Here is a 26,592-nt window from a genome sequence, read left to right on the forward strand (position 1 = left end):
TCTTCGTCGGGAACACGAGACCGGAATCGTCTCTACCTCAGAATAATGGGGGTTGCGCTCGCCATGGCGTCGGCTGCTTCACGGAGCGAAGCCGCCTGGTGGTCAAAAGTCGTTTCAACCGTAGCGTCTGTGGTGGACGGTTCCGCGGCCGGAGCAGATGTTTGTTGCTTGGTAGCGGGAGCCTCAGAAGAAGCGGTTGCCCCGGAGTCCGAATTGGAACAGGCGGCTAGCGTGCCAACTAGTGCCAGGGCGGCAAAAACTCATCGATTTTTTGACGTTACCCATTGCTCCTGGGCACCTCCCTCTCTGATGGTTACGGGTTGTTGTAATTCTGGCAGGGATATAGGCAGTAATCCTAGAGCTTTAAAGATTTTGTTTCGGTTTATAGAACACCCGCATAAGCAAGCCAGAAACCCAGAAAAGGCCAAAAAGAGAGCGGCGCGGATAATCCGCGCCGCTCTGCGGTAAGAACCTACCCACCCGCTCACCTCAGGAAGGAACGTTGACTTACCGTTTCGTGCTCACTCGAGAGAGTTGCACTGGTCTTAAGTTCTGCGAGGCCTCATGACCTCTAATGCCTTGCACCATAGATCGAAACGAATCGAATTTCAAGGCTAAATCGAATTTTTACGACAGTTGAAAACGCCGATAAATCGCCGAAAGCTCGCCCCGCAGCGCGACGCTCGCCATCGCCCCGAGGCGCCGCAGGAACCGCCTGCGGAACCGCGTCGAGGCGTAGCGGGAACCGCCGCGCCCAGGCGGCGCTACAAGACCAGCTCTACAGGAACGAATCGTCCGAGCCCTGCCCGGAGGCATCCTGTCCAGACGCACCATGCCCAGATGCACCCCGCTCCGAAGCCGGGCGCTGAAGATCCAAAAAACGCGGACTGTCGCTGGCGAGATCCTCGAGCCACAGCCGGCCCCACTGGCTCCACGGGGTCTTGGAGAGGTAATCGTTCGTAAAGCGCAGGTCGTTCGACACCTCCGTCACGCAAAACGGCGGAATCTTCAGATCCACCACCGGCCCCATCCGCTCGCATTCGGCGATAATGAGGCCGCCGTTGCGCCCGCCAAAATGGTCGAACTCCCAACCGTCCTCGTCGAGCCAGACCGAGTAGCGATTCTTGAGCACGATATTCGTGGCACGCCGCAAAATCTGCACTGCCACATCGGTGTCGATTTCCTCCTCCATCTCGTAACGCACCGCGCTCACTACCGGTGATTTCACGGCGATCGACGCCGTTGGTGACATTTGGAGCGCGAGCAAATGCGCCAGAGCCGCGTGCTCATACCCACCGGCATAATGAACTTCCGACCGGAAATTGGGCATATCGAGTTCGACGCCGGGGAACTGAATGCGCACGCGCACGGCGTAGCCGTCCTCCGCGAAGAGGTATGCCTGCACAATGACTTGCTTCGAGGCTTGTTCCCGCAAATCGCTCGGCAGCGAGCGCACAAAGAATTTGCGTTCGTATTCGAAATGCACGGCGTCGTGATCAAATTCGCTCATGAGGTAATCCTAAGCAAGATCTGCACCAACGGGCCGGACCCCGCGCCGGTGCTCACTTTTCGCGCGCCGCACTGGCCGGCGAGAATAGCTCGCGGTAAATTCTGAAGTTGAACGATTTTATTTGAACATAAGCGATCCGGGGTTCGGCTCGCCCGCGACCCAGCGGACTTTCGAGTAAGCAACCCAGCGGCCCCGAGTACGCGGACCTCCGAGTTAGCAAACCCGCGAACCTCCGAGTCTTCACGCCAGCCAGCCGAGAAAGGCGATCATGGGATTCAAGAGCATCTTTTCCCGCACCTACATGATGTTTTCCAACTGGAAATTCGTGCACGAGCCGATTCCAGACAAAGTCGTAGCAATTGGCGGCCCGCACTCCTCGATGTGGGACGGCTGGTTCAACGTCATGGCATTCTGGCGCGAGCACCGCGAAATGAAATTCCTAGTGAAGGCCTCGATCCTGAAAATTCCGGTGATCGGTAGCATCGTGAAATGGGCGGGCGGCATCGCCGTGGACCGTAGCCGCCACAATGGCCTGGTCGCCGCGATCCTCGAGGAGGCCGACGCCTCCGATCGCTTCACCCTGGTCCTCGCCCCCGAAGGCACCCGCAAGCAGGTCAAATACCTCAAATCCGGCTTCTACCGCATCGCCCTGCAATCTGGAATGCCCGTGGCCCTCGGCTTCATCGACGCCACCACCAAAAGCTACGGCTGGTGGAAGCACATGTACGTTTCCGGCGACATCACGGCGGATATGGACATCCTGCGCAAGTTTTACGACGGCAAGGTCGGCCAGGACGGCAAGAAAACGTTCGTCCCGCGCTTGCGCGCCGAGGACGACGACGCCGCCCGTCAGCACCTGCTCGGGGACGTAGATTTGGCCGAAGCCCGCGCCTACGCAATCCGCATGAATCGCGAAACGGGCGGAGTGGGAATCACCGAGTAAGCGCCGGCGCCCCGCACGGACCGAACCGCAGCCGCGTCAGCACCGCGCCAACCGGCGGCTATAACCGCACCCGCGCCAGCACACCGGAATCTCATCCGAGCGAGCGCCCCGAACTGGCCAGCACGGCGCCGGCCTCGCGCGCCGCTGCGCGTCTCAGCCCTAGCGCACCGCACGCAGGAGCTGGGCGATCACATCCTTACCGGCCACGCCCAAGCCATTGTGCTGCAAAGTGTTAGTGACGATTGGCTGAAGACCGCGCACCTCCCGGGCCGTGCGCATGGAGAGCTCGAAGGGCACATAGGCGTCGTCGTAATAAACGAACGCAGCCACGGGAACGGTGTTATTGGCCAGCTGGTCGCGGTTGTAGAGATCGCGCCAGTCGGTGCGGAACGCCAGGCATTCCACCGCGTCGCGCGCCTCGCGCAAAGCCGGATCCTGCTCGAACTGCCAGGGATAAATCATTTCTCCGGTGTAGAAGAAACCGCGCTCGGACTTGCGCAGGTCGTTCTCTCCCGACCCGCCCGCGGCCGAGGGCGGCAACGCGAATTCGGGGAACTCGGAACGAATGCGATGCGCGGAATAGGCCAGCGCTCCGGCGTCGTTCTGCGCGTAAATCGCTTCCTGAAGGAACGCGTACACCGGGTGGTCCGCGAAGGAGAGCGCGGCACCGGCGGCGCGCAGGAACGAGGGGCGCAGGCGGCGCTCGCCACGGTGGGAGTAAACCGGATCTTCCAGGATGTAATGGAGGGCCTCGCCGCCCCACGAATAGCCCAGCTTCATGCCGAGCTGGCGGAAGCGCTCGGGGGTGAGCCGCTCGCCGGTGGGGACGAATTCCTCCACGTCGGCCAGGTGAGTTGCCACGTACCAGGAGGTTTCTTCATCCTCCGGGTAGCGCGCGAAGAACTGGCGATTTCGATCGATCATGCGCCGGTAGGTGCGGCGATATACATCGTCGGGGCCCAGGGAGGTGGACGGCAATCCGCCGGTAATCAGCACTTCCCGCAGGCCGGCCGGCACGTGGGAAAGGTAGCACAGCGCCACGAATCCGCCAAAGCTCTGCCCGAGCACGGACCACGGCTCGTCATCCTGCAGGTAGGCACGCATGGCCTCGGCGTCGCGCACGATGGAATCCTGACGGAAGCAGGTGAGAATCGCGGCCTGCGCCTCGGCATTGCCCATCGCCGCGAGCGCCGCCGAATCTAAGTTGTACGAGTTGCCCGTACCGCGCTCGTCGAGGAGCACTAGGCGGTAATCGTCGAGCAGCGCGTCCATCCACGCCGGCACGGTGGTGGGGCGCGGCGCCGCGAAGCCGGGCCCGCCCTCGAAGTAGACGATACGCGGGGCTTTTTCGTTGCCGTCGCGCACAACCTCGCGCGCAAAAACATTGATCGTCTTCGGGAAGTAGTCGAGTTCGGCGCTCGGCGGCAGATTCAAAAGCGCACCGAAATAATCCAGGGGTGCCTGAATCCAATGCTCGTAGACGGTGTGCCCGTCGATCCGCGTCTTTGCCGTACTCACGCCGTCAGAGTACCCGAGACTCGCGGCCTTTCCGCCTACCTGTGCCAGACCTCGCACAGATTTGTCTGCAAAGCGGACGTTTTTTGTTCGCTCTGTGAGTTGCGCGACCACGGTGCCTTGCGCAGCCTGGGAGAATACCCGCATGACGACGATTCCGCTTTTTCCTCTTAATTCTGGCCACACGATCCCGGCGCTCGGGCTCGGTACCTACAAGATGAGCGAGGAGACCGCCGAGTACGCAGTGAACGAGGCGCTGCACATCGGCTACCGGCATATCGACACCGCGCAGATGTATAAAAACGAAGCGGCGGTGGGGCGCGGAATTAAGAAGTCCGGGGTAGCGCGCGAGGACATTTTTCTCACCACCAAGCTCGACAACCCGAATCACGCGCCGGCGGACGCGCGGCGCACTTTTGAGCAGTCGCTAAGCGATCTGCAGACCGACTACGTGGACCTCTTCCTCATCCACTGGCCGCTACTGACCGGGGATTATGTGGACACCTGGAAGGTGCTGGAGGAATTTCTGGCGGACGGGCGCGCGCGGAGCATCGGGGTCTCGAATTTTGAGGTCCACCACCTGCAGGCGCTACGCAATAACACCGAGACGGTGCCGGCGGTGAACCAAATTGAGTTGCACCCGTATTTCCAGAACATCGAAGTGGAGCAATATAGCAAGGACGCGGGAATTCGAGTAGAGGCCTGGGCGCCAATTGCGCGCGGCAAAGTGGCCGAAGATCGAATTGTGCGCGAGCTCGCGGAGGAGCGCGACTGCACTCCGGCGCAGCTGGTGCTCGCCTGGCATCTGGCAAATTACCGCATCGTCTTCCCCAAGGCGTCCTCTCGCGAGCATCTGGAGGAGAATTTTGCCGCGGTGGACGTACGGATTTTCAAGGAAGACGTGGACGAAATCAACAACCTCGACGAATTCGAGGCGGGCCGCTCGGGGATGCACCCGGACACGATGAAGCGCCCCGGCGAGTAGCCGTGGCAAGGTCTTCGGGCGCTTGCCGCCGGTTTGCTGGGCACCCACAACCTGATCCTCCAGAAACTCCTGCTCCCGAAAAACCCAATCAACCTCACTCGGGCGAATCTGCCCGCCGCCGGCTTGCGGGGCGCCTACAACCAACTCCTCGGAAACCTTGCCCGGGAAGCGTCATACCTCACGACGTGCTACTCGCCACCCGCCCGGCGAATGTCCTGGGTGCGGGCCTATCCTTGAAGTTACCTGTCCAAAAGCGGCTAGCTGTCCAAAACAGCAAGCTACCCCGGCACGGCGCGTTGCCTCTCGCGGGCACGCGGCGGCGCTAGGAAATGAATCAGGATCGGCACAGATCTGGGGAGAAGATCATGAAGTTCGCATACACAATTGCAGGATCCGAAGCGACCGGCGGCGCCGGTTTCCAGGTGGATCTCAAGACGTTCCAGCAACTCGGGGTGTACGGATCGGGCGCTCTCACCTGCATCGTTTCTTTCGATCCGAACAACAACTGGAATCACCGCTTCGTGCCAGTTCCGGCCAATGTTATTCACGACCAAATCGAGGCCGCGCTTTCCGCGCAGGATATGCGCACGGTCAAGGTCGGAATGCTCGGGCACCCGGCCACAATCGAGGTGGTGGAAGAAGGCCTGCGTAGCCAGGAGTGGGACAACGTGGTGGTGGACCCGGTCCTCATCTGCAAGGGACAGGAGCCGGGCCAGGCGTTGGATACTGATAACGCCCTACGCTCAAAGATCCTGCCGCTGGCAACCGTAGTGACCCCGAACTATTTCGAGGCCTGCACGCTTTCCGGTATGGAAAGCCTTGGTTCCGTGGATGATCTGATCGAGGCAGCGAAGCGAATTTCGGACCTCGGCCCGAAGAATGTGGTGGTCAAGGGCGGAATTGATTTCACCGGCGAGGATGCGGTGGACGTTCTCTGGGACGGCACCGAGGCCCGCGTTTACACCACGCCGAAGATCGGTGAAGAGCGCGTTTCGGGCGCCGGTTGCACCCTGGCCGCTGCCATCACCGCCGAGCTGGCCAAGGATTCGCCCATCGAAGACGCGGTTCAGGTGGCAAAAGATATGGTCACGGCCGGAATCCGCGCCCGCGTTTCCGCCAAGACCCCATTCTCCACTGTGTGGCAGGGTGCCTACTCGCAAGAGGTGTAGAAAGGTCTCGGAAAAGCCGGGGAAATAGAAAACTCTGTGAGCTGGGGTTTTACCCAGCCGGTTTTCTCCGAAGATACGTGTATCTAGAGCCCCCTTTATTTCACTGTGGTTATGCGTGCGCGTTCCCGCAGGAACGTGCACGCATAACCACATTAAAGTGAAGCCGCTGGCGGGTACCGCCAGCGGCCGCCTCCTCCCCCTTAGCAACTCAGCTGGCTCACCCCATCTGCCCGATCGCCTATTTGCCCAGCTAGCCGACGATTTTTCTACTCAGCCTGCCATTGGCTTATCAGCCTCGCCCACCCGCCGGCATACCCCGCTTCCCACCGGGTAATCGGCCCCACCTGGCATTGGCATATCAGCCCCGCCCACCCGCCGGCTTTGGGTATTACCTCGAAATCTGCAGGCGGTGGGTAGATTTGCCTCATGAAGTTTGTGGCAGAATCCGCGCTGGCGTCAAAAGCGTTACGGCGCTTGGAGCCAGTTCAGCCCCGCACCGAGTCGCTCGCCCTCACCCGACTCGACACAGCGCAGTCCAACAGCATACGGAGGCGCCCAGCCCAATCCCGCACCGCCCGGACCGCGCGCACCCAAATCACGCCGGTCATCATCGTCCTCGGCGGCCGCGTGTTTCCCACCGGCCCCTCGCTCTCCGTTGCACTTCGCCTCGCGCAGGCAAAGCAGCAGTTTGACGATGCCCGCCGCAAGGGCCTCCACCCCTACATCGTCTGCTCGGGCGGGCAGGGCTCCGACGAGCACGCCTCAGAAGCGCTGATTATGGCGGGCTGGCTAACGCGCCGAGGCGTTCCCGCCCCAGCAATTTTGCTCGAGGAGAAGTCCGCAAGCACCGAGGAAAACCTGGCATTCACCGCCGAGCTCTTACGCCAACGCGATCCAGTGCCGGGATTGCAGAGTAACGGCCGCATCCGCGCGGTGGTGGTCACCAGCTGGCAACATATTCCGCGCGCCGAATTCTTTGCGCGGTCGGCCGGCTTCGAACCGGCCATGCGCGGAGCCCGCTTGCCGCTACGCCAACTTCCCAAAGCCTTGATCTGGGAGGTGGGAGCCACCGGCATGGCGCTCCTACGCAAAATTTCGCGCCACCTCCCCTAGCGCTGCCTTTCGTAGCGCCACCGTCCACCGCGCCGAGGTGTAAGAATTACCCCGTGACCACAAATCCATACCTCGAACCCACGCTGAAGTTCCTGCGCCAGCACCTCAGGCACGCCGACGCCACGAAGAAACAGCGCAAGTACCGTTACTTTCACTGCCTGCGCGTTGCCTCAATCGGTCGCGCGGTCGCGGAGGCCGAACAGCTCGACCCGAATCGCCTCGAGCTGGCGTGCCTGCTCCACGACATCGGCAAATTCGACTCCACCCGCCCGGTGGACCACGGCCGCGCCGGCGCCCAGATCGTGCGCCCGTTCCTCACCGGACTCGGCCTGCCGCCCGCCGAGGTAGAGGAAATTTGCCAGGGAATCGCCATGCACACCGACGGCCGCTGGAATTATCCCGAGGATTCCCCGGACTACCCCGGCCACGCGGATTTCGACCACGAGCCGAGCATCCTGGCACGCTCGGTGGGCGATTGCGACAACGTGGATCGCTTCTCGGTCTACCGCATCTACGACACGCTCGATTACCGCGAGTTCGCGAGCATGAAACTCCCCGAACAGCTCGATTTCATCGACGCCTACCGCCGCCGCATCCAGCGCGAGCGCGAGTACCGCTGCGCCACGCGCTCCGCCCAACGCCTCTGGATCGAGTCGCTGGAGCGCCAGGACCACTTCTTTGGCCAACTCCGCGAGCAACTCGCCGCCGCGCTCCCCTACGAGGCGATCCGCAAAGCCGCGAAATAGCGGTCGCCTTGCGCGCGGGTTTTCATTCCCGACGCCGAAGTCCCCAACGCCGTTGCTCCCGGCCAGATTGAGCGAACGCCGGGCCCGGGCTAGCCGCGGGGCCGGATAACCCGCCGCGCTTTAATCCCAGTAAGTAGAATCGAAGAGACAGACCGCAACCCCAAGTCCTCCAACCAGCTAAGGACGATCATGACTTCATACAAAGACGCATTTGAATCAATTCGCGGATCCTGGGATCCGGCTTTTGCCGGCGTGGCCGAGGCATTTGCCATGGGCATCGCCAACGGCCAGGAGCGCGGCGGGCAGGTGGCCGTGTTCCTGCACGGCGAGCCGGTTGTCGACTTCCTCGCCGGCTGGAACCCGCCCGCGGGCCTGAACGCGGGCGCCGGTGTGGCCGCGGGTAAGGTCATCGACGAACCGATCTCCGAGCGCACGCCGTACCCGGACAACGCGGTGCAACTGATTTTCTCGCAGACGAAGGGCCTGACCGGCGTGGCTTTCGCGGACGTCGTGAGCCGCGGCCTGATCGATCCGGAAAAGAAGGTCACCGAGTACTGGCCGGAATTCGGCGCGGCCGGCAAGGAAAACATCACCGTGCGCCAGCTGGTGGGCCACAGCGCAGGAATGCCTGGCTGGGCCGAGGTTTTCGACGCCGCCGAGCTATTTGATTGGGAGCGCGTGGTCGGCAAACTCGCCGAGCAGGCGCCGCGTTGGGAGCCGGGCACCGCGCACGGCTACCACGCGATCACGGTCGGATTCCTGGCCGGCGAGCTGATCCGCCGCGTCACCGGCCTGAAGCCGGGCGAGTACCTGGAAAGGTACTTCCGCGCGCCGGGCAACCTCTCGGTGTGGATCGGCCTGCCCGAATCGGAGCGCCACCGCCTCGCCGCCCACTCGTGGGGCCCACGCACCGAGGGTTGGGGCGCCGCCCTCAGCGCCGCGCAGGCGGACCCGGACTCCACCACCACCTTTGCCTACCGCTCCCCCGCCGGCCTCGACGAGGCCATGCTCGACCCGCGCTTCATGGACGTGGAAATCCCCTCCGTCAACGGTTTCGCGGACGCCCGCTCGCTCGCCTCGTTGTACGCGAGCTTCACCGATGGCCCACTCAACAGGTACGACGACGCCGTTGTGCAGGCCGTCTCGCAGCCGGTCGGGGAAGGCAATGACGAAGTCTTGGTGGGCGATGTTTCCCGCTACGGCCTGGTATTCCAGCTGGGCGGGATTCGCGAGCCAATGATTTCCAGTGGCAGCTTTGGCCACAACGGCCGCGGTGGCTGCGTCTCCTTCGCCGACCCGGCCTCCGGCATCGCGTTCTCTTATGTGGAGAATCAGCTGAGTAGCGAGCCTCTTCCGCAGTCGCGCGTGTGCCGCCTGGTCACGGCCGTGCGCGACGGTCTGGCCAAGTGCTAGCGGATAAATTCCGCTAGCACCCATCAATCCTGGAGGGCGCATCGGCGAGCTACCAGCTCGTCGATGCGCCCTCCTCCTATGCACCCCCGCCAGAACGCGACCTTCATCACGCCCGAAGGCGAGACGGATATGACAACGAAGTGAACATAGCCGCTTTGTTGTGCGCTTTGCGCGGGCTCGAAAGCCTGAAAAATCCCTGTTCACGCTAATAACTAAGCGTTTCGAATGGTGAGATAAATTCGGATTCTAGGCGATCACGACTCCCATCTCTGTTTGAATTTTCGCTATGTGTTCGCGGCGAAAGGGCCTCGATATTCACGAATCGCGGCCTCGCCCACACGGATGCATCAACAGAAGGGAATCCCATGCAAGAGAAGCCATGGTTGCGGGTTGGCGCAACCGCTGCGCTTGTTGCTTTGATAGTTCCGGCAACAGCGCCGCTCAGTATGGCGGATGAAGCAAATCCGCCCTCCGCACAGTCACAGACCGGCCAGCAGGCGGCCGCGGGCGCGAAGAATTCCATTCGCCCCGATCTCTCATCAATCGCCTTCGGTAAGTCGAATACTCGCGTCAAGGTAATGGTCATGTTCAAGGACCAGCCGGCCGCACCTTCGACAGCGAGGGAAAATACCAACAAGAACCATCAGAGCGAGCTACTGGCCAAGTGGTCCGAGGCTTATGACCTGCAGGTCGACCGCCAGTTCGGCTACCTGGTTAATGGCTTCTCCGCCACGATTCCGGCCGCGAACCTCCTCGCCCTCCAGCAGGAGCCCGAGGTAGCAACCGTGCAGCGGGAGCGGGTTTACCAGCCGCTTGACGACGCGGAGAAGGCCGCTAATAACGAGGCCGCCGCCAACGCCGCGGCCGCCGCGAGCGCCGCGCATGCAGGCGCCCCCGCCACGGACAACCAGCCGGATGAAGCCAGCGCGCGCGTGGTGCACGGAGTTCCCACTCTGGCCCAGCGCACGGGTGCTGATGGAACGGGCACCGTCGTCGCGGTGATCGACTCCGGCATTGACGCCTCCCACCGCGATCTGAAGATCGACGACTGCTCGAAGGCGAAGATCCAGAAGATCAACCCGAATACGCAGGGCCGTTTCACCTGCAAGGTACCAAACGGCTTCAACTACGCCGATCAGAACTACGAGATTTGGGATTCCGGCAAGACCCAGCACGGTCAGCACGTGGCCGGAATCGTGGGCGCTAACGGTCTGGAAGACGGCGAATCCTTCGCGGATACCGGCCGCATTGAGGGCATCGCCCCCAACGCCCAGATCCTCGCTATGAAGGTGTTTCCGAAAGTCGGCGGCGGAGCGAGCGATTCCGATATCCTCGCCGCCATCGAAGATTCCGTGAAGCTGGGAGCGGACGTTATCAATATGTCCCTCGGCTCGTCCAACGGCCAGCGCGAGGAATCCTCGGGTATGTACACCGCCCTCGAGAAGGCCCGCGAAATGGGCGTTATCCCGGTGGTTTCCGCCGGTAACTCGGGGCAGAACTTCTCTCCCACCGGCGTGAATAACGACGCCTTGGGGATTATCGACGACGGCCTGCTCGGCTCCCCGAGCTCGATGCCGGCCTCGTTCTCCGTGGCCTCCATCGAGAACACTACGGTCACCCGCCCAGTTGCGGTTGCAACGATCGACGACGAAAAAGATTCCTTCCCCTACGGTCTGCAGAGCGGCGAAGTCACCGATACCGAGTACGAAGTCGTAGACGCGGGCCTCGGCAAGCCAGAAGACTTCACCGGCGCGGCAGAGAACCTCGAAGGCAAGGCCGCCCTTATGCAGCGCGGCGAAATTACCTTCGCTGAAAAGTACAAGAACGCAGCTGCGCACGGCGCATCGGCCGTGATTATCTACAACCACGAGACCGGCGGAGACGAAATCGGCTCCATCGGCGGCGTGGACGCCTACACGTTCACCTCGGCCATGATCGGCCATAGCTATGGCGCAAAGCTGTCCGAGGCAGCGAAGGCGGGCAAGAGCGTAACCATTCGGCTCACGAATGACGCTCGCACCGAGCCAAACGCGGTAGCGGGTAAGCCTTCTACCTTCACCAGCTGGGGCGCCACTTCTTCGCTTGATTTCAAGCCGCGTATTGCCGGTATCGGCGGCGAGGTTTACTCGTTGCAAAACGACAATAAGTACACCACGATGTCCGGAACGTCCATGGCCGCTCCGAACGTTGCGGGCATGGCATCCCTGCTCACGCAGGTCTTTGCCGAGCGCTACCCGCAGCTCCCGGCAGCCGAGCGTCCGAACCTGATCGAAACCGCGCTGATGAATACCGCGGAGATCACCGCGAACGAGAATGGCGTTCCGTATGCCCCGCGCCAGATCGGTGCTGGTTTGGCTCGCGTCGATCGCGCGGCTGACACCCAGGTGTATGCCACCGTGGAAGGAAAGCCGTGGGTGGCTTTGCGTCAGGTGAACGCGCCGACGTCGTTCCAGGTGACCCTCACCAACCACGGCACCGCTCCGGCGACGTATGCCGTTCCCGCTCAGAAGGTCGTCAACGAGACGAACAATGCGGGCGAGGAAACCACCACGTTTATCTCGAACGAAACCCTTACCGCGGATATTTCGCAGGTAACGGTTCCGGCCGGTGGCACCGCCACCGTTACGTTCACGCTCACGCCCGATGCTTCGACCAACCACTTCGTTGAGGGCTGGGCTCGTTTTGAGTCCACCGGAACCCAGCCGGATCTGGCTGTTCCGTACCTCGGCTTCGCGGGTGATTGGAACGCCGAGCCGATCGTGAAGGCCCCGGGCGAACCGTTCGCCGACGGCATCGACGCCACCACCGCGCTCGTCACCAACTGGGCCGGCATGACGATCCCGGTGGAGAGCTCCCTCGGCACGTTCTGGCTTTCGCCCAACGGCGACGGCGACATCGACGTCGTGGCTCCCAACCTCATGATGATGCGCAATGCGTCTGATGTTGAGTACGAGGTTTTGGACGCGAACGGCAATTACATCAAGACCATTGGGCAGGAACAGTACCTGCGTCGCTCTACCATCGCCACTGTGATGGAAAAGAAACGAGACGCTGCGTACACCGCATCCTCGCAGGTCTTCGATGGTCACGTGTGGAACGCCCAAAAGGGCGATCTGGAACTCGTCCCGGACGGCAAGTACATCTTCCGTGTGAAGACCCGCCTCAGCCCGGACTTCGATTGGCAGATTGTTGATATGCCCTTCGGCGTGGACACCACCGCCCCCGTTATTAAGTTCGGTGAGCCCAAGGATGGCGTCGTCGAGCTGACGGTCACGGAGAACGGTTCGGGAATCATGGTGACCCCGCAGGTCACCGACCCGACCGGAAAGGAACTGACGGTCACCCAGAAGTCCGCGGATCCGGAAACCGGAGTCCTCACCTTCGAGGTCACCCTCCCCGAAGGCACGGAATACGTGACCGCGACGGTAATGGATCACGGCTTCAATATGGGCGTCACCAGCAAGGTGTTCGCGGAAAAGACCCTGGTTATTACCAGCGCCGAGTCGCTGTCGGAGAACGCCGTGGGCCCGGCTTCGCCATTCATCGTGAATGGCAAGCTCAAGGTCCAGGGCTTCGCTTCGAGTGACATTGCGAAGGTGGATGTCAATGGCGTCACCGAGAACGTGGAGAACGGCCGTTTCAACGCCTTCATTCCCGTAACCGAAGGCACGAACCCGGTGACCGTTATCGCTTACGACGCCAACGGTAACGAATTGACCCGTACGGAGTACACCTACACCTACGACGCCACTCCGCCCACCCTCGAGCTCACCGGAGCCGCCTCGACCGGCACCGTGGAACTCGACTCCGAGGGCAAGGCGACGATCACCGGTACCGTGAAGGATGAGCGTGCGGGAGCCAAGCTCACCGTCCGCGATGCCAAGAGCTCGGCTAAGAGCGACGTTGCCGAGGACGGCAGCTTCACCCTGGTTGTTACCCCGAAGGAAAATGCCAGCACCATTACCGTGGTAGCATCCGACGGCGCGAACACCACCACTGAAACTGTCCTCATCGCGGGCCGCACGGTCCAGCCGGAGAATCAAAAGTGGACCGCTCCGACGATCACCAACGCGAACTGCACCGGCTTGGCGTACTGCGCCATTCCCACCGGCTCGAAGGACTTCGACGGCAAGCAGTTCATCATGCGCGGTAAGGCGGAAAGCCCGCTGGGTAGCTTCACCATTACCCCGCAAAATTACGCTAAGGAAGACGGCACCATGGCCGATCCGAAGCCGATCGAGGCTCAGATCGGTGAGGACGGCACCTTCACCATCACCATCCCCGCGTCCACCGGCCTGTGGGCCATGCACGTGACCGCGACGGATAAGGATGGCAAGGTTCAGCTCGACCAGCGCATGTGGTTGCAGGCTGACGCCGTTATGCCGACTATCTCCTTCACCTCGCCGGAGGCTCTCTACGGTGGTGCGCTCTTCACTAACGAAGATTCCGCCACTTTCGCGGGCACCGCGAACGACGACGGCTTCGGCTACACCCTTTCAATCAACGATTCGAAGGTTATTCAGCGCGGCATCCAGGAAACCGCTCCGCACAATGATTCCAACGCGCAGGACTTCTCGCATAAGATCGCGGTGAAGAACGGCGATTCGGTGCTGATCGCCTTCCGCGATGCAGTGGGTAATGCCCTGGCCGGCTTGATTCCGGTAGTGGTGGATAAGGTAGCGCCCGAGGTAACCATTGATGGCATCGCCGATAACGCGCTGGTTCGTGAGGCGACGCCGGCGAAGCTCACAGCTACCGACGATCACCTCGCTTCGATGCGCGTGCTGGTTAACGGCGAAGAGGTTTCCTCGCAGAGCACGGATCTTGCCGCCAAGCGCACCCCGGTTGAAGGTGCTCTGGCACCGGCTGAGGTTGTTACTGATGGTCACAGCAATGCCGATAAGAACGCGAATGAATCGACTAACCCCGTGGTTCCGGCCGGCGAGAAGTCTCTGAGCTACGACTATGACACCTCGGCCCTGCCCGCCGGAACCTACACGGTGACGGTGGAATCGGCTGATCTGGCCGGCAACGTGACCGCTAAGTCCATCACCTTTGTGAAGGACGCGGTGGCAACGATCTCCGGTCCGGATTCGGTGGCTTTCGAGGCAACCGCTGATGAAATCACCGATCAGGCAGCCTTGGCCGCCAAGGTACTGGCTGAGTTCACGGTGATGGACGACGGCGCTGCCGGCGTCGAGGGTGAAACCACGCTGGCGCTCGCGCCCGGCACGGTGCTCCTCCCCGGCGACAACACGGTGAACATTGTGGCCACCGATGCGGCGGGTAACTCCGTGATCCGCACCGTGACGGTGACGATCACCGCCAAGGCGGAACCGCAACCCGAACCGGGTGACGGTCCGAGCGAAGAGCCCGGCGATAAGCCTGGCTACAAGCCCGGTGACCAGCCGGCTCGCGTTGACGCGCGTGGATTCCACTACGCCGCCGCTTGGGGCGAAGGCCGTGCGGCCGCCGTTATCAACTACGGCAACGCGGGCGACGAAGTGTTCTTCGGCGATTGGAACGGCGACGGCATCGATACCCCGATGGTTCGCCGCGGTAACCGCTTCCTCGGAACTAATGCCTTCTCTGGCAACGCACAGTTCGAGTTCGTCTACGGTGACGCGGCTGATCGCGTGATCGTGGGTGACTGGGACGGCGACGGCAAGGATTCGGTGGCCGTGGTCCGCGGCAATGTGGTGCTGATGCGCAACGCATTGAACAGCGGCGCGGCCGAACGCGAAGTGCGCTACGGCAACGCGGGCGACGTTATCCTGGCCGGCAATTTCGATGCGGATGCCGCCTCCGAGCTTGTGGCCGTTCGCGGCAACAAGTTCTACATCCAGGGCGACCTCGCGGACGCCGCCGCCCCGACCGTGATGGCCTACGGCAACGCGGCTGACCGCGTGATCGTGGGCGACTGGAACGGTGACGGCATTGATGGATTCGGCGTTGTGCGCGGGAACAAATTCCTGCTCCGCAATGCGCTTTCCAGCGGCGTCACCGAGGCCGAATACGCCTACGGCAACGCGAACGATGCCGCTTACATTGGCGACTGGAACGGCGACGGCGTAGATACCGTCGCGGTTGATCGCCGCTAATAGCTAAATACAGCTACGCCCAGAGGGCGCAGCGCGGAGCCACCGCTCCACGCTGCGCCCTCTTTGTGCGCGTTGGAACGTGAGGAAAAAGAGATGTTGGATTTCGGCGTTCTGCTACCGAAGAAGACTCGCAAAACAATATTTCACTCGATGCTCAGCGCCAAGCCTCACAGAGTGTTTCGGCGTTTGACTCTCTGCTTGAGCGCTACAAAGAAGTTAGCGACTCCCAACGAGGTAAGGGAAGCTGGCTCGAGCAAGCCACCCGTGCGTACCTCAAAAACGACAGTGAGATGCGCCGGCAATTCGCAGAGGTTTACTTTTGGCGCGACTGGCCGGGCGGCGGAAAAGCGCATCGCCCGGATACTGGGATCGACCTGGTCGCTATTGAAACCGACGACATGTCTGCAGATGGCATTGTCAAGCCGGATACTCCAGCTGTTGCAATTCAGTGCAAGTTCTACGCGCAGGGCACCAAAATCCGCAAGGAACATCTCGATTCTTTCCTCTCCGAATCAGGCAAGCGCCCGTTCAAGCGGCGCATTTTCGTGGAAACCACGGGCACGCCTTGGGGATCGAATGCGGAAGAAGCGATTCGTAACCAGCAGGTACCCGTATCTCGAATCGGTCTCACGGATCTTCGGAATTCCGATATTGACTGGTCCACTTACGAACCCAACGAGCCAGAAAAAGCACCGGAAAAATGTTCACATCCCTGAAACTGGCGGAGAAGCTCTGAAGTGTCCCAGGTTTTCTTCCGTTTGAGTGGATGGGAAAATTTGGAGTATGCCGAAGAAATTTGGTCAGGAAGCGAGGGGCCGGGTTGTCTGGTTGGTGGAGGATCGGGTCCTTGCCGAGGGGTTGTCTATTCAAGACGCGTGTTAGGTAGTCGCGTCCAAACTCGGGGTTTCGTGGCACAATGCCCGGCAATGGTCACAGCAAGCACGCAAAACTGGTCAGGTCACGTGAGCTGAGGAAGAAATTGTGGCTGAGAATGCTCGGCTGCGCCGGGAGAACCAAGAACTGCGCGATACGAACGAGTTATTGAAAGCAGCGTCGGCTTTTTTCGCGTTAGAACTCGACCCCCAACGTCGGAAATGATCATATTTATTGACAAATATCGTGATCGTTTCTCGGTTGAGTTCATCTGTGCGACGTTAAACCGGCAGCGCAAGGGAGGATTCATCACCTCCCGCGGCTACCGCAACGCTAATTACGGCACGCCGAGCGCTAGGAGCATCCGGGACCGTGAGCTGGTGCCACGGTCCGCCAGATACACGCCGTGAACTATGGCGTGTATGGAGTGAGGAAAATGTGGCACGCACTTACCCGCTGCGGCCTGCAAGTCGGCCGCGAGCAGACCGAGCGGCTTATGCGCCTAGCGGGAGTATCCGGGAAGGGGACGGGACGTTCCCCGGTCACGACACGCAAGACCAGGAGGGAAGACACCAGACCGGATTTGGTTCACTGTGATTTCCGTGCTGGCGGGCCGAAGCGGCTGTGGGTCGCGGCTATTACTTATATTCGCACTGCGAAAGGGTTCGTGTATGCGGCGTTTGTGACAGACGTGTTCTCTCGAAAGATCGTGGGATGGGCGTTATCAGATTCCATGCGGACTGAAGCGTTACCGCTACAGGCGTTGAATCAGGCCATCACCAGCGCGAAGGAAACGAGCGGGTGGGTACACCATTCGGATCACGGGAGTCAGTATGTGTCGATTGTGTATAACGATCGGCTCGCCGATGCGGGGATCACACCATTGACCGGAACGGTTAGCGATTCATACGATAACGCGCTGGCCGAGAACGTCAACGGCTCGTATAAGAACGAGTTGATCAATAATCATCGATGGAAAGAGGTTCTTGAGGTTGAGATCGCTACCTTCGAGTGGGTGAACTGGAACCACACCCGTCTTCACCAAGCCCTCAACCATCGTAGCCCGGTCGAGGCTGAGAACGACTACTGGCACATCGCAAGCACATCAGAAAAAAGAGAAACAAGGGCAAACGCCTAGGAAACAAACACAGGACACTTCAAAACCCAAGTTTTTACGCCATCTTTACGTAGCAGGTGCGGTAGTTTACAAAGATAAAGCCACCCAGCCATTCTTTTCACTTTCAGATTGCGTAGCCACTTCGGTGATAACGCAAAGGGTGGACCCCTAGAAGGTAGTCCACCCTTTGCGTTACTACGCGTTGTACGTTAACCCCCACTAGACCCGCGAATCTCAAACCCCACGCGGCAGGAACACCTGTGCAAAAACTCGCGTGGCTGGGGAACTAAACGTGCGGATCGGGAAAACTAAAACGCGCTTGCAGCAAAACTCAAGCCGAGGTTTTAGTGAGCGGTCTGGCCACCATCCACGGGATAAATACCGCCGTTCACGAAACTGGCCACATCCGAGGCGAGATAGAGCACCACGCCGGCGATTTCTTCCGGGGTCGCCGCGCGCTTCATCGCGTTCGATTCACGCACCGCATCCCACACCGCCGGCTGCTCACGCCAAGTCTGGGTCATCGCCGTCTCCACTAGCCCCGGGGCAACCGCGTTAACGCGAATATTCTTCTCGCCGTAATCCCAGGCGGCAGATTTGGTTAAGCCTGCCACGGCGTGTTTTGCCGCAACATACGCCGGCATTTGCGGATCAGCGATCAAGCCGGCAACGGAGGCAGTATTGACGATCACGCCGCCACCCACCTCGAGGAAGTGCTGCAACTCCGCCTTCATCATGAGGAAAACCCCGCGCACGTCCACCGCGATTACGCGATCGAACTCTTCGGCGGGCAGATCCGCCAGCGCGGCTGTCTTTTGCAACACCCCGGCATTATTGAATGCCACGTCCAAACTGCCAAAATGTTCAATAGCACCTTTCACGAGGGCGTTCGCCTGTTCCTCATCAGCCACGTTGGTTCTGATGAATAGGCCCGCACCCTCGCGCTTCTCATTAATCATGTCCGCGGTTTCCTGCGCGGCGTCGGCAACATCGCCCAGCACCACATTCGCTCCCGCCTCCGCAAAGTGCAGGGCGGTAGCGCGGCCAATACCACTACCCGCGCCGGTCACAACTACAGTTTTTCCCGTGAAATCAAATCCAGCCATAATTCCTCCTCCTTGAAATCTGGTGGTTCATCCCGGTCGCACATCGCTGTTTTTGCATACAGTTAATTGAGTGTTCACGTAGATTTAAAACAACTATACGCCCGATTCTCGCGGTCGCTTCAAAACAATCACTGTCACCCGCCGCGTCCCGGAACACGCCAGTTAGTCCGCTAGGTTAGCGAAGCGCGCGAAGTGGCCCTGGAAAGCCACTTCCACGGTGCCGGTGGGGCCGGAGCGTTGCTTGCCAACGATGATCTCCGCAAGGCCAGCCTTGTCCGGGTCCTGGTTGTACATCTCTTCACGGTGGATAAGGAGCACTACGTCCGCGTCCTGTTCCAAGGATCCAGATTCGCGCAAATCGGAGACCTGCGGGCGCTTGTCGTTGCGCTTCTCTGAGTCACGGTTGAGCTGCGCCACCGCGATAATGGGCAACTCGAGCTCCTTCGCCAACAATTTGATAGAGCGTGAAAACTCGGATACTTCTTGCTGGCGCGATTCGGGTATGCGCCCACCGGAAGAAAGCAGCTGCAGGTAGTCGATGACGATCATCTTGATGTCATATTGCTGCTTCAACCGGCGCGATTTAGCCCGGATTTCGCCCAGTGTAAGATTTGGCGAATCGTCGATAATAAGCGGCGCAGCGGAAATACGGTCAAGTGTTTCACCCACGCGCTTCCAATCCTCATCCGTCATCTCGCCCTTAATCATGCGGTCCTGGAACACCGAGGACTCCGCGGAAAGCAGACGCATAGAAAGCTCGGTGCGATTCATTTCCAGCGAGAAGTAGGCCACCGGCTTGCCCTCGTGGATCGCGGCCTGACGGCAAAAGTCGAGGGCAAGGGTCGATTTTCCGGCGCCCGGGCGCGCGGCCACAATAATCATCTGGCCTTCGCGTAAGCCGTTGAGCCGCATATCCAGATCAGCAAATCCGGTAGAAATTCCTTCAATTTCTCCGGCACGTGTGGAGTTACGCTCCAGCTCCTCAAATAACCCCGGCACGATCTCCGAGAGCATCGCGTAGTCCACGGATTCGCGCCTTTGCCCCAGCGCGAAAACCTCGGACTGCGCCATATTCATCAAGCCTTCCACGTCCGCGCCATCCGTGGTGTACCCCAGCTGGGCTATGCGCGTGCCAACTTCCACCAGCCCGCGCAACTGCGCCTGCTCACGGACGATCTGCGCGTAGTAGGCGGTGTTTGCGGCGGTCGGGACTGACGAAACAAGGGTATGAAGATATGGCAGGCCGCCTACGCGCTCGAGTTCACCGTTGCGCTTGAGGTCAGCCCCCACGGTGACGGCGTCGGCCGGCTCACCGCGTCCGAAGAGCTCCATAACCGTGGTAAACACGCTCACGTTTGCGGGTTTATAGAAATCCTCGGCGGTCAGTATTTCGACGACGTCGGCAATTGCATCCTTGGACAGCATCATCCCACCGAGCACTGATTCTTCCGCCTCGATGTTTTGCGGCGGGCGTCGATCGAAACTACTCGTCATCGCGTCTACCGTCACTTTTGCTCTCCATTTCCTTACGCAACTTCCTTGCGGCCGTGCGCCCGAAGGTTGCGCTCGCGCGTGCCTCGACCTGGAACTCTAGCACCGGGCGCGGAGATAGCTCCACGCGTTACCTCTAACCGCCCTGGCCGGTTCACTTCCCAACATTCCTTCTAGCGACAAAGCTCATTAACCGCAAGTTCAGTTCATCTTTGAAATGTGGAAACACGCCGCGCAACCTGTGCGCAACCTGTGGATAGATGGATAAGTTTTGTGGTTATTTTGGGCATTTTTACACCTCTCTATCCACAAATGTGGAAACCTCGCCCAAAATCGCGGATTCGCGTCCCCAAATTCATCCACAGGTGTGGACATTTTCGACATCTTTCCTCTATGTGACGTCTGACACTTGAGGAATTCCTCAAGGTCCCATTCCGCGACATCACTACATAGATAGCGAGCGTGAGGTGGGAGACGGCCCGAGCGGTGAACGCGGCTGAAAAACATAGGGATCACAGAGAAACCGAGTAAAAATTCGATACAGTGGCTCGGTGCGCGAAACCGAGAAAAATGACGAAACCGTGACCAAAGCGGAGCTTAACCGGCACCTCGACCATGAAATAGCGAGGCTTGCACTTCCATCTCTCGGCTCACTCCTCGCCCAACCGCTCCTCGTTGCCACCGACTCGGTGATGGTAGGAAACCTTGGAACCGAACCTCTCGCGGGACTTTCACTTTCTTCCACCATTTTGTCTACAGTGGTCGGCCTGTGTATTTTCCTTGCCTACGCCACAACCGCCGCTACCGCGCGGTACGTGGGTGCGGGAAAGATGCGCCGCGCCATGCGCCAGGGCATGGATGGAATATGGCTCGGGCTGGGCCTCGGCCTTCTGCTCGCAGCTACCCTGTTTGCCTTTGCTCCCCAGGTGCTCAGGGCATTTGGAGCGAGTCCCGCGATTGTTTCTGCTGGCACCACTTACTTACGCCTCGCCGCCTTAGGGCTTCCCGGAATGCTCCTTAACCTCGCGGCTACCGGAACCGTTCGCGGTCTGGGAGATACGAAAATCCCATTCAAAGTGGCAATTTTCGGATCACTCATCAACATTCCGCTCAATTATGTATTTATCTATCCCATTGGCTGGGGTCTGGCGGGCGCAGCAATCGGCACCGCCACCGCGCAAACCATAATGGGCCTGTGGCTCGGCGGCGTCGTCGTAAAGCGCGCCCGCGAGCATTCGGTAAGCCTGGTTCCTCGCGGCGCCGGGGTATTGCGAGCACTCAAAGATTCCGTGCCGCTTATTGTTCGCACCGTGGTACTGCGAGTTTCGATTCTGCTGGAAATTGCCGCCGCAACTCGCCTGGGAACCGAAGCTTTGGCGGCCAATCAGATCACCATGACGGTGTGGAATTTTGCGATCTATGGCCTGGACGCCCTCGCAATGGCCGCGCAAATCCTCGTGGGTCAAGCGCTTGGCGGAGGTAACCGAGCGCGAGTTCACGGGGTCCTCCACCGTTGCCTTTACCGCGGATTTACGGTGGGTGCGATCATTGGAATCCTCATGGCCGCAAGTTCGCCATTCCTGCCCCGCCTTATGAGTTCGGATGCATACGTCCTGCGCCTCGCGCTTATATCCCTCATTATCATGGCTTTCGCTACGCCCCTCGCTTCCATCGCGTACATCCTGGACGGCGTACTCATTGGCGCGGGCGATCTTAGAGCTCTTGCCTGGCTGATGGTGGTAACGCTTATTGCCTACACTCCCGCCGGGCTAGCGGTGCTTTTCTGGGGTTCAGGCCTATGGGGATTCGCGTGGCTTTGGATAGGGTACGGCTTCGTATTTCTAGGAACGCGCGCGCTCGTTACCTGGCTCCGCGCCCGCGGAGAGGCGTGGATAACTCTCGGCGCGGCGTAGCCGCAAGCCCCCAGATAACACGCGAACGCGCGGAACAACACCGCTCCACGAGACTCCTCACCACAAAAGCAAACCCCGAAATATGAAAAACTGAATCACGGATATATACAAGAAACCGGGGCGAAGTTCAAAGAACCTCGCCCCGGTTTACTGCAGCTCGGCGGATTCATCCGCCGCTGGCCCGTTGTGGCCAGAGCTTTCTGGCCTTACTTGCGCTTGGCCGGAATAACGTCCACCACGACTTCCGCGATGACCTCGTCAGCCAGCTTCACGCGAGCCTTGTGCTGGCCCAGCGACTTGATCGGCTTGGCGAGCTGGATCCAGCGGCGATCCACGCTCTTGCCGGTCTTCTCGCTCGCGGCCTCGGCGATGTCGCGGGTGTTGACGGCGCCGAAGAGGCGGCCGGAATCACCAGCGGACTTCTGGATCTGGATCGGGCCCTCCTGGAGGGCATCGCGCAGAGCGTGCGCTTCTTCCAGATCGTTGATGGCGCGCTTGCGGCGAGCCTCAGCCATCTGGTCGATCTGTCGCTGCGCACCCTTGGTCCACGGCGTCGCGTAGCCCTGGGGCAGCAGGTAGTTACGGCCGTAGCCGTCCTTCACCGTGACGACGTCGCCAGCCTGGCCCAGGCGGTCCACATCATGAGTCAAAATGATCTTCATTTGTTTCCCTCCTTAGCGAGCGTTCGACGAGTACGGGAGGAGCGCCATCTCGCGGGCGTTCTTAATTGCCCGGGCGATTTTGCGCTGTTCCTGCACGGTAACACCGGTCACGCGACGAGCGCGGATCTTGCCGCGGTCGGAAATGAACCGACGCAGCGTAGCGGTGTCCTTGTAATCAATGTTTTCAACCTTCGCAGCCTTATGCACTTCGGGCTTCCGACGCATTGGCTTGCGAACTTGGCGCCTTGCCATATTTTCTCCTCAAAAGTAGCTACGGATAAGAGCGTTCGCGTTTCTTCGCTCGCGCTCCCCGCCCGCGCTTACTAGCGGTTGTCAGCGCTTCCTAGCGCTTCCCGGCTCCTCGAGCTCCCAACTCTGAGCCAGCGGGCGTTTCCGCAAAAAATCGATATCTCTAAATTCCAATCGGCGTTGGGACGGGAATCCATCCCCTTCGCCTTTTCAACGAGTTGCCTTAGCCTGCCGCAACGGCCGCTAGAAGGGCTTAGAACGGTGGGGCGTCGTCGAAACGCGAACCGCCCTGCGGCGCCTGACCCCACGGGTCATCCGCGGATCCGCCCTGCGGCGCGTTATAGGTGGCCTGGCCACCGGACTGCTGCCCGTAGCCCTGACCTGCACCGTAGCCGCCGGCGTTTCCACCGGCCTGGCTACCGTAGCTCTGGCCGCCGCCGTAGTTGCCGTAATTCTGGCCCCCACCGTAGCTTCCGCCGTTCGACGTCTTCTGGATCTGCGTCTTCGCCCAGCGAAGCGACGGCCCAATTTCATCGACCTGCAGTTCCAACGATTCGCGCTGCTCACCCGTATTAGAGGTGTAGCGGCTCACCGTCAAACGCCCCGTGACCAAAACGCGCGCGCCCTTGGTAAGTGACTCCGCGCAGTTTTCCGCCATATCGCGCCACGCCGAGCAGCGGACGAACATTGCTTCGCCGTCCTCCCACTCGTTGGTTTGCGTATTGCGCTTACGCGGGGTTGAAGCGACCGTGAAGCTAGCAACGGGCACACCGGCGCCCGTGAAACGCAGCTCCGGATCCGCGGTCAGATTACCGACCAGCGTCAGAATTGGTTCGTTTGCCATGGTGTACCTCCTTGGCTCGCTCTTACTTCTCGTCCGTGCGAAGCAGCTTGGTGCGAAGCACGTCTTCACGAAGCGAAAGCTGGCGATCCAGCTCCTTGGCCGTTGCCGGCTGCGTCTTCATATTGACGACGATGTAAATCGCTTCGTCATGCTTCTGGATCGGGTACGCCAGCTTACGGCGTCCCCAGATATCAACCTTTTCGAGCGATCCACCTTCGTTGGGTACGATCTGCAACACCTTTTCAATGTTGTTCTTCAGGTTACGCTCGTCTACGTTCGAGGGATCGAGGATGATCATCATCTCGTAATCGCGCATACTATTACCCACCTCCTCTGGTCTATACGGCCACGGAATCTCCGTGGCAGGAGGGTTATGCGTTCGTGAGCGCCGAAGCGCCCCTTGGGTTTTCCGCCGGCATCTGACCGCCGAAAATACACCAAGTAGCTATTTTACCGCCTCATCGTGCCGGTTTCCATGCCCAAGAACGTGACGTCGATAAACAATTTGCCAGCTCCCGCGCAGCGGCGGCGCCGGTGGTGTTTTGGGGTTGCGGGGCGACGACGCCGGAGCTGCGACGTCGTCGTGAAAATAACGCAAACTGAACAAGAATAACGGTAAACTTTGTCCACAGTAGACGGTGAGACCGGCGGACAAGGAACGACGATGCGCCAACCGAAGAATGCGAAGAAAGCCAAAGCAGAATCCGCCCCCGAGCCGCTCAGCACGCGCGAGAAAATCCTGCTCGCCGCGCGCGCAGAGCTGGAAACCACCCCGCCGTACGCCGTTGGAATGCGCGATATCGCCGCCAGAGTGGGCATAACCGCCGGCGCCATTTATCGCCATTTCCCCTCGAAGAACGCGATTTTGGAGGAGATCGCCCTGGAGGCAATTGCCGCTTTCGACGCCGCCATTGCCGCCGGCGCGCGCGAGTACCTCAGCCCCCGCAAGCGCTGGCTGGGTGGATGGCAGGGCGCGCGCAGCTGGGCGCTGACCAATCCGCAGCTTTTCGAACTTTTCTACAATCCTCCCGCCGAGCTCTCCAGCGAGCGGATTAGCGACGCCTTCGCGCGGCCCGCCCTCACCCTCGGCGATCTGGCCTCTAATAGTGACGTGCTGGAGCTTTCGCACCCCGATTCCCTCGCGCTGGCCACCTCGATTTGGCGCATTCGCTCGCGATACGGCTCCGAGTTTCCCGACCTGCGCGAGACGTCCGGCGCGAAAATCTTGGGGATTGTGCGCGCACTCATCGAGCTTTGCGGGACCATTCACGCCGAGCTCGCGGGCTTTATGGAGCTGACCTTCGTCGATCACGAGGCGTATCTGAAAGTGGTCGGCGGGCGCTGGGCCGACATTTTGCGGCTTTAGGCGGAGTTGGAGCAGCGGGCCGCGGGACGCGCGGGGGAGGCTTTGCGCTACCGGCGGCGCGCATAGCCTCGCACAGCACGCATAGCCTCTCGCGGCAGCGCCCGCGCTCCGGGGCGACCTTGCGCCGCGGGCGGGGCGCCGGGTCAGAGGCGCAGAAGAATGCCGTGATCGCGCGCGACGGCGGATTCGTATTCCCCGGCTGCACCGACGCCTACCAGACCTGCGACATCCACCATGCCCAACAGTGGCATGATGGCGCCGGAGCCTCCGATATCACCAACGCAGTCTGCCTGTACTGGCGCCACCACCGGTACGTCCATACGCAACACATCCGAATCCACGTCCACGATTTGGGTCTTCTCTTTGAAAACGACGATCAAGGCATGATCGGCATTCACCGTTGGGCGGGGTAACGCAGTGCGGCTATGCCAGCGGATACGACTCAGAGGCGTTGGCTAAGCGGTCATGCAACTCGACGAGGTGGACATCCGGCCCGGCAATCTCAGAAAGGGGACGACCAAATTCAGCAATAAATTGCGCCGCACACGCCAGCTTCGACTCTGCGGTGTAGTCCTCGAGCCAGACGTTCGCCTCTTCCGCGAGACCTTCTTGATACTGATCAAAGCTGGGATCCGTGAAGGGCCACTGAGCGGGAGGCTCGCCCATGCCGAGACGCTCGGGCATCGCGGTGAGCCGCACGCGATAGTGTCCGCGGCGGTTGGTCTCGGCAATGTCTTGCGGATCGGCGCCGAGTGCACGCAGAACCATTTGCGCTTGAGGGCCGCCCGCGCGGGTTCCTTGGGCGCCGGCGACGATCACGCGCAGGCCGGTGAGGGTGCGGTAAAGCCGTGTGCACCAAGCGTCATTGAGCCGGGCGAAGCTCTCGATTCGCGAGCGCGCCGGAGCTTCAAGTTCGGTGCGGGGACGATCCTCGGCACCGCGGGTGAGCGCAGTTCCCCCGAAGACCATGTTGATAAAGCCGAGCTCCTCGGTCGCACTCACATCCACTCCCGGCACATCGAGATCAAGAACGATCATGCTTTCGGTGGCCAACACCAGATAGCCCTCCGGCGAGCGAAGGAGCGCGGCGTAAGGCGTAGCGGCGATTGGCGAAGGCCCCGCGGGCATGGCCGCATTTGGCGCAGGCTGAGCAGAGCTGACCGCATCTGGCGCGGGCTGTGAGGAGCTTGCGGCGGGGCGGGTATCGCTGCCGGCCGAGTTGCTAACGCTGAACTCTTTGAGGATCTGCTCGCGCGGCGGCGCCTCAGAATCTGTCTCTTATACACAACCAGCTGGGTCTAAGAGACAGGAAGAATGCCGTGATCGCGCGCGACGGCGGATTCGGCTTCCCCGGCTGCCCCGACGCCTCACAGCACCGCGCCCTCCCCCCTCACCAACCGCGGCATGCCGGGCACCCGACACCCCCCCCCCCCCCACCCTTCCTCACCTCTCCCTCCCCCCCACCCCCGCCCGCCT

20 protein-coding genes and 1 pseudogene are annotated in these 26,592 nt (G+C 60.7%); 11 read left to right on the forward strand and 10 right to left on the reverse strand.

Features of this window, described 5'->3' with window-relative positions; genetic code table 11:
• Nucleotides 1–778 precede the first annotated feature (778 nt).
• The gene (locus BN2664_RS06375) at nt 779–1,510 is read right to left on the reverse strand and encodes a CYTH domain-containing protein (protein WP_007001024.1); all 732 of its coding nucleotides are present in this window, start codon (nt 1,508–1,510) and stop codon (nt 779–781) included.
• 268 nt (nt 1,511–1,778) lie between these two features.
• Here BN2664_RS06375 and BN2664_RS06380 point away from each other — a divergent pair, with 268 nt between their 5' ends.
• Nucleotides 1,779–2,453 carry a 1-acyl-sn-glycerol-3-phosphate acyltransferase gene (locus BN2664_RS06380; protein WP_007001023.1) on the forward strand — a complete coding sequence of 225 codons (675 nt, stop codon included), beginning with the start codon at nt 1,779–1,781 and terminating at the stop codon, nt 2,451–2,453.
• Between the two features lie 159 nt (nt 2,454–2,612).
• Here the strand turns inward: BN2664_RS06380 and BN2664_RS06385 are convergent, their stop codons facing one another.
• Nucleotides 2,613–3,971: an alpha/beta fold hydrolase gene (locus BN2664_RS06385; RefSeq protein ID WP_040317229.1), complete on the reverse strand. Its 1,359-nt coding sequence runs from the start codon at nt 3,969–3,971 to the stop codon at nt 2,613–2,615.
• A 142-nt stretch (nt 3,972–4,113) separates the two neighbouring features.
• On the opposite strand from BN2664_RS06385, the gene BN2664_RS06390 reads away from it, so the two are divergent.
• The 8 genes and pseudogenes from BN2664_RS06390 to BN2664_RS09530 all read left to right on the forward strand — a co-directional run bounded on the left by BN2664_RS06390 (nt 4,114) and on the right by BN2664_RS09530 (nt 17,506).
• Nucleotides 4,114–4,953 (forward strand): aldo/keto reductase, encoded by an 840-nt coding sequence (locus BN2664_RS06390; RefSeq protein WP_007001021.1) that lies wholly within the window; start codon nt 4,114–4,116, stop codon nt 4,951–4,953.
• Nucleotides 4,954–5,318: 365 nt separating this feature from the next.
• Nucleotides 5,319–6,122, forward strand: coding sequence for a bifunctional hydroxymethylpyrimidine kinase/phosphomethylpyrimidine kinase (thiD, locus tag BN2664_RS06395; RefSeq protein WP_007001020.1), 804 nt, complete (start codon nt 5,319–5,321; stop codon nt 6,120–6,122).
• Between the two features lie 426 nt (nt 6,123–6,548).
• Entirely contained in the window at nt 6,549–7,235 is a 687-nt protein-coding gene (locus tag BN2664_RS06400; RefSeq protein WP_007001019.1) for a YdcF family protein, read from the forward strand.
• A gap of 53 nt (nt 7,236–7,288) precedes the next feature.
• Nucleotides 7,289–7,981, forward strand: coding sequence for an HD domain-containing protein (locus BN2664_RS06405; protein WP_007001018.1), 693 nt, complete (start codon nt 7,289–7,291; stop codon nt 7,979–7,981).
• 189 nt (nt 7,982–8,170) lie between these two features.
• Nucleotides 8,171–9,394 carry a serine hydrolase domain-containing protein gene (locus BN2664_RS06410; protein WP_007001017.1) on the forward strand — a complete coding sequence of 408 codons (1,224 nt, stop codon included), beginning with the start codon at nt 8,171–8,173 and terminating at the stop codon, nt 9,392–9,394.
• Nucleotides 9,395–9,759: 365 nt separating this feature from the next.
• On the forward strand, nt 9,760–15,495 hold the full coding sequence (locus BN2664_RS06415) for a S8 family serine peptidase (RefSeq protein ID WP_058120653.1): 5,736 nt from the start codon (nt 9,760–9,762) through the stop codon (nt 15,493–15,495).
• 194 nt (nt 15,496–15,689) lie between these two features.
• Entirely contained in the window at nt 15,690–16,211 is a 522-nt protein-coding gene (locus BN2664_RS06420) for a restriction endonuclease (protein WP_269431472.1), read from the forward strand.
• 67 nt (nt 16,212–16,278) lie between these two features.
• Nucleotides 16,279–17,506 (forward strand): annotated as a pseudogene (locus BN2664_RS09530) (IS3 family transposase).
• 323 nt (nt 17,507–17,829) lie between these two features.
• Here BN2664_RS09530 and BN2664_RS06430 read toward each other — a convergent pair.
• Together BN2664_RS06430 and dnaB are read right to left on the reverse strand one after the other, a co-directional pair.
• A complete protein-coding gene (locus BN2664_RS06430) occupies nt 17,830–18,591 on the reverse strand; it encodes an SDR family NAD(P)-dependent oxidoreductase (protein ID WP_007001013.1) in 762 nt (253 codons plus the stop codon).
• A 162-nt stretch (nt 18,592–18,753) separates the two neighbouring features.
• Entirely contained in the window at nt 18,754–20,085 is a 1,332-nt protein-coding gene (dnaB, locus tag BN2664_RS06435; RefSeq protein ID WP_040317225.1) for a replicative DNA helicase, read from the reverse strand.
• Nucleotides 20,086–20,633: 548 nt separating this feature from the next.
• Here dnaB and BN2664_RS06440 point away from each other — a divergent pair.
• Entirely contained in the window at nt 20,634–21,995 is a 1,362-nt protein-coding gene (locus BN2664_RS06440) for an MATE family efflux transporter (RefSeq protein WP_007001011.1), read from the forward strand.
• Nucleotides 21,996–22,201: 206 nt separating this feature from the next.
• On the opposite strand, the gene rplI is transcribed toward BN2664_RS06440, so the two are convergent.
• From rplI to rpsF, 4 genes are all read right to left on the reverse strand, one after another.
• The gene (gene rplI, locus BN2664_RS06445; RefSeq protein ID WP_007001010.1) at nt 22,202–22,657 is read right to left on the reverse strand and encodes a 50S ribosomal protein L9; all 456 of its coding nucleotides are present in this window, start codon (nt 22,655–22,657) and stop codon (nt 22,202–22,204) included.
• A gap of 12 nt (nt 22,658–22,669) precedes the next feature.
• Entirely contained in the window at nt 22,670–22,909 is a 240-nt protein-coding gene (rpsR, locus tag BN2664_RS06450) for a 30S ribosomal protein S18 (protein ID WP_007001009.1), read from the reverse strand.
• A gap of 250 nt (nt 22,910–23,159) precedes the next feature.
• Entirely contained in the window at nt 23,160–23,750 is a 591-nt protein-coding gene (locus BN2664_RS06455) for a single-stranded DNA-binding protein (protein ID WP_007001008.1), read from the reverse strand.
• 22 nt (nt 23,751–23,772) lie between these two features.
• Nucleotides 23,773–24,066: a 30S ribosomal protein S6 gene (rpsF, locus tag BN2664_RS06460; protein ID WP_007001007.1), complete on the reverse strand. Its 294-nt coding sequence runs from the start codon at nt 24,064–24,066 to the stop codon at nt 23,773–23,775.
• A gap of 306 nt (nt 24,067–24,372) precedes the next feature.
• On the opposite strand from rpsF, the gene BN2664_RS06465 reads away from it, so the two are divergent.
• Entirely contained in the window at nt 24,373–25,116 is a 744-nt protein-coding gene (locus tag BN2664_RS06465) for a TetR/AcrR family transcriptional regulator (RefSeq protein WP_155856470.1), read from the forward strand.
• A gap of 143 nt (nt 25,117–25,259) precedes the next feature.
• Here the strand turns inward: BN2664_RS06465 and BN2664_RS06470 are convergent, their stop codons facing one another.
• Both BN2664_RS06470 and BN2664_RS06475 read right to left on the reverse strand, forming a co-directional pair.
• Nucleotides 25,260–25,496 carry a hypothetical protein gene (locus tag BN2664_RS06470; protein ID WP_058120654.1) on the reverse strand — a complete coding sequence of 79 codons (237 nt, stop codon included), beginning with the start codon at nt 25,494–25,496 and terminating at the stop codon, nt 25,260–25,262.
• Between the two features lie 43 nt (nt 25,497–25,539).
• Nucleotides 25,540–26,244: a hypothetical protein gene (locus tag BN2664_RS06475; protein ID WP_058120655.1), complete on the reverse strand. Its 705-nt coding sequence runs from the start codon at nt 26,242–26,244 to the stop codon at nt 25,540–25,542.
• Between the last annotated feature and the right edge of the window lie 348 nt (nt 26,245–26,592).

Origin of the sequence: Actinobaculum massiliense (assembly GCF_001457435.1) — a bacterium.
Classification (GTDB): Bacteria; Actinomycetota; Actinomycetes; order Actinomycetales; family Actinomycetaceae; genus Actinobaculum; species Actinobaculum massiliense.

Bases quoted from the DNA above. Each gene is read 5' to 3' on its own strand.
- BN2664_RS06375 (WP_007001024.1), bottom strand. From the start codon at position 1,510: ATGAGCGAATTTGATCACGACGCCGTGCATTTCGAATACGAACGCAAA.
- BN2664_RS06380 (WP_007001023.1), top strand. From the start codon at position 1,779: ATGGGATTCAAGAGCATCTTTTCCCGCACCTACATGATGTTTTCCAAC.
- BN2664_RS06390 (WP_007001021.1), top strand. From the start codon at position 4,114: ATGACGACGATTCCGCTTTTTCCTCTTAATTCTGGCCACACGATCCCG.
- thiD (WP_007001020.1), top strand. From the start codon at position 5,319: ATGAAGTTCGCATACACAATTGCAGGATCCGAAGCGACCGGCGGCGCC.
- BN2664_RS06400 (WP_007001019.1), top strand. From the start codon at position 6,549: ATGAAGTTTGTGGCAGAATCCGCGCTGGCGTCAAAAGCGTTACGGCGC.
- BN2664_RS06410 (WP_007001017.1), top strand. From the start codon at position 8,171: ATGACTTCATACAAAGACGCATTTGAATCAATTCGCGGATCCTGGGAT.
- BN2664_RS06415 (WP_058120653.1), top strand. From the start codon at position 9,760: ATGCAAGAGAAGCCATGGTTGCGGGTTGGCGCAACCGCTGCGCTTGTT.
- BN2664_RS06430 (WP_007001013.1), bottom strand. From the start codon at position 18,591: ATGGCTGGATTTGATTTCACGGGAAAAACTGTAGTTGTGACCGGCGCG.
- dnaB (WP_040317225.1), bottom strand. From the start codon at position 20,085: ATGACGAGTAGTTTCGATCGACGCCCGCCGCAAAACATCGAGGCGGAA.
- rplI (WP_007001010.1), bottom strand. From the start codon at position 22,657: ATGAAGATCATTTTGACTCATGATGTGGACCGCCTGGGCCAGGCTGGC.
- rpsR (WP_007001009.1), bottom strand. From the start codon at position 22,909: ATGGCAAGGCGCCAAGTTCGCAAGCCAATGCGTCGGAAGCCCGAAGTG.
- BN2664_RS06455 (WP_007001008.1), bottom strand. From the start codon at position 23,750: ATGGCAAACGAACCAATTCTGACGCTGGTCGGTAATCTGACCGCGGAT.
- rpsF (WP_007001007.1), bottom strand. From the start codon at position 24,066: ATGCGCGATTACGAGATGATGATCATCCTCGATCCCTCGAACGTAGAC.
- BN2664_RS06475 (WP_058120655.1), bottom strand. From the start codon at position 26,244: ATGCCCGCGGGGCCTTCGCCAATCGCCGCTACGCCTTACGCCGCGCTC.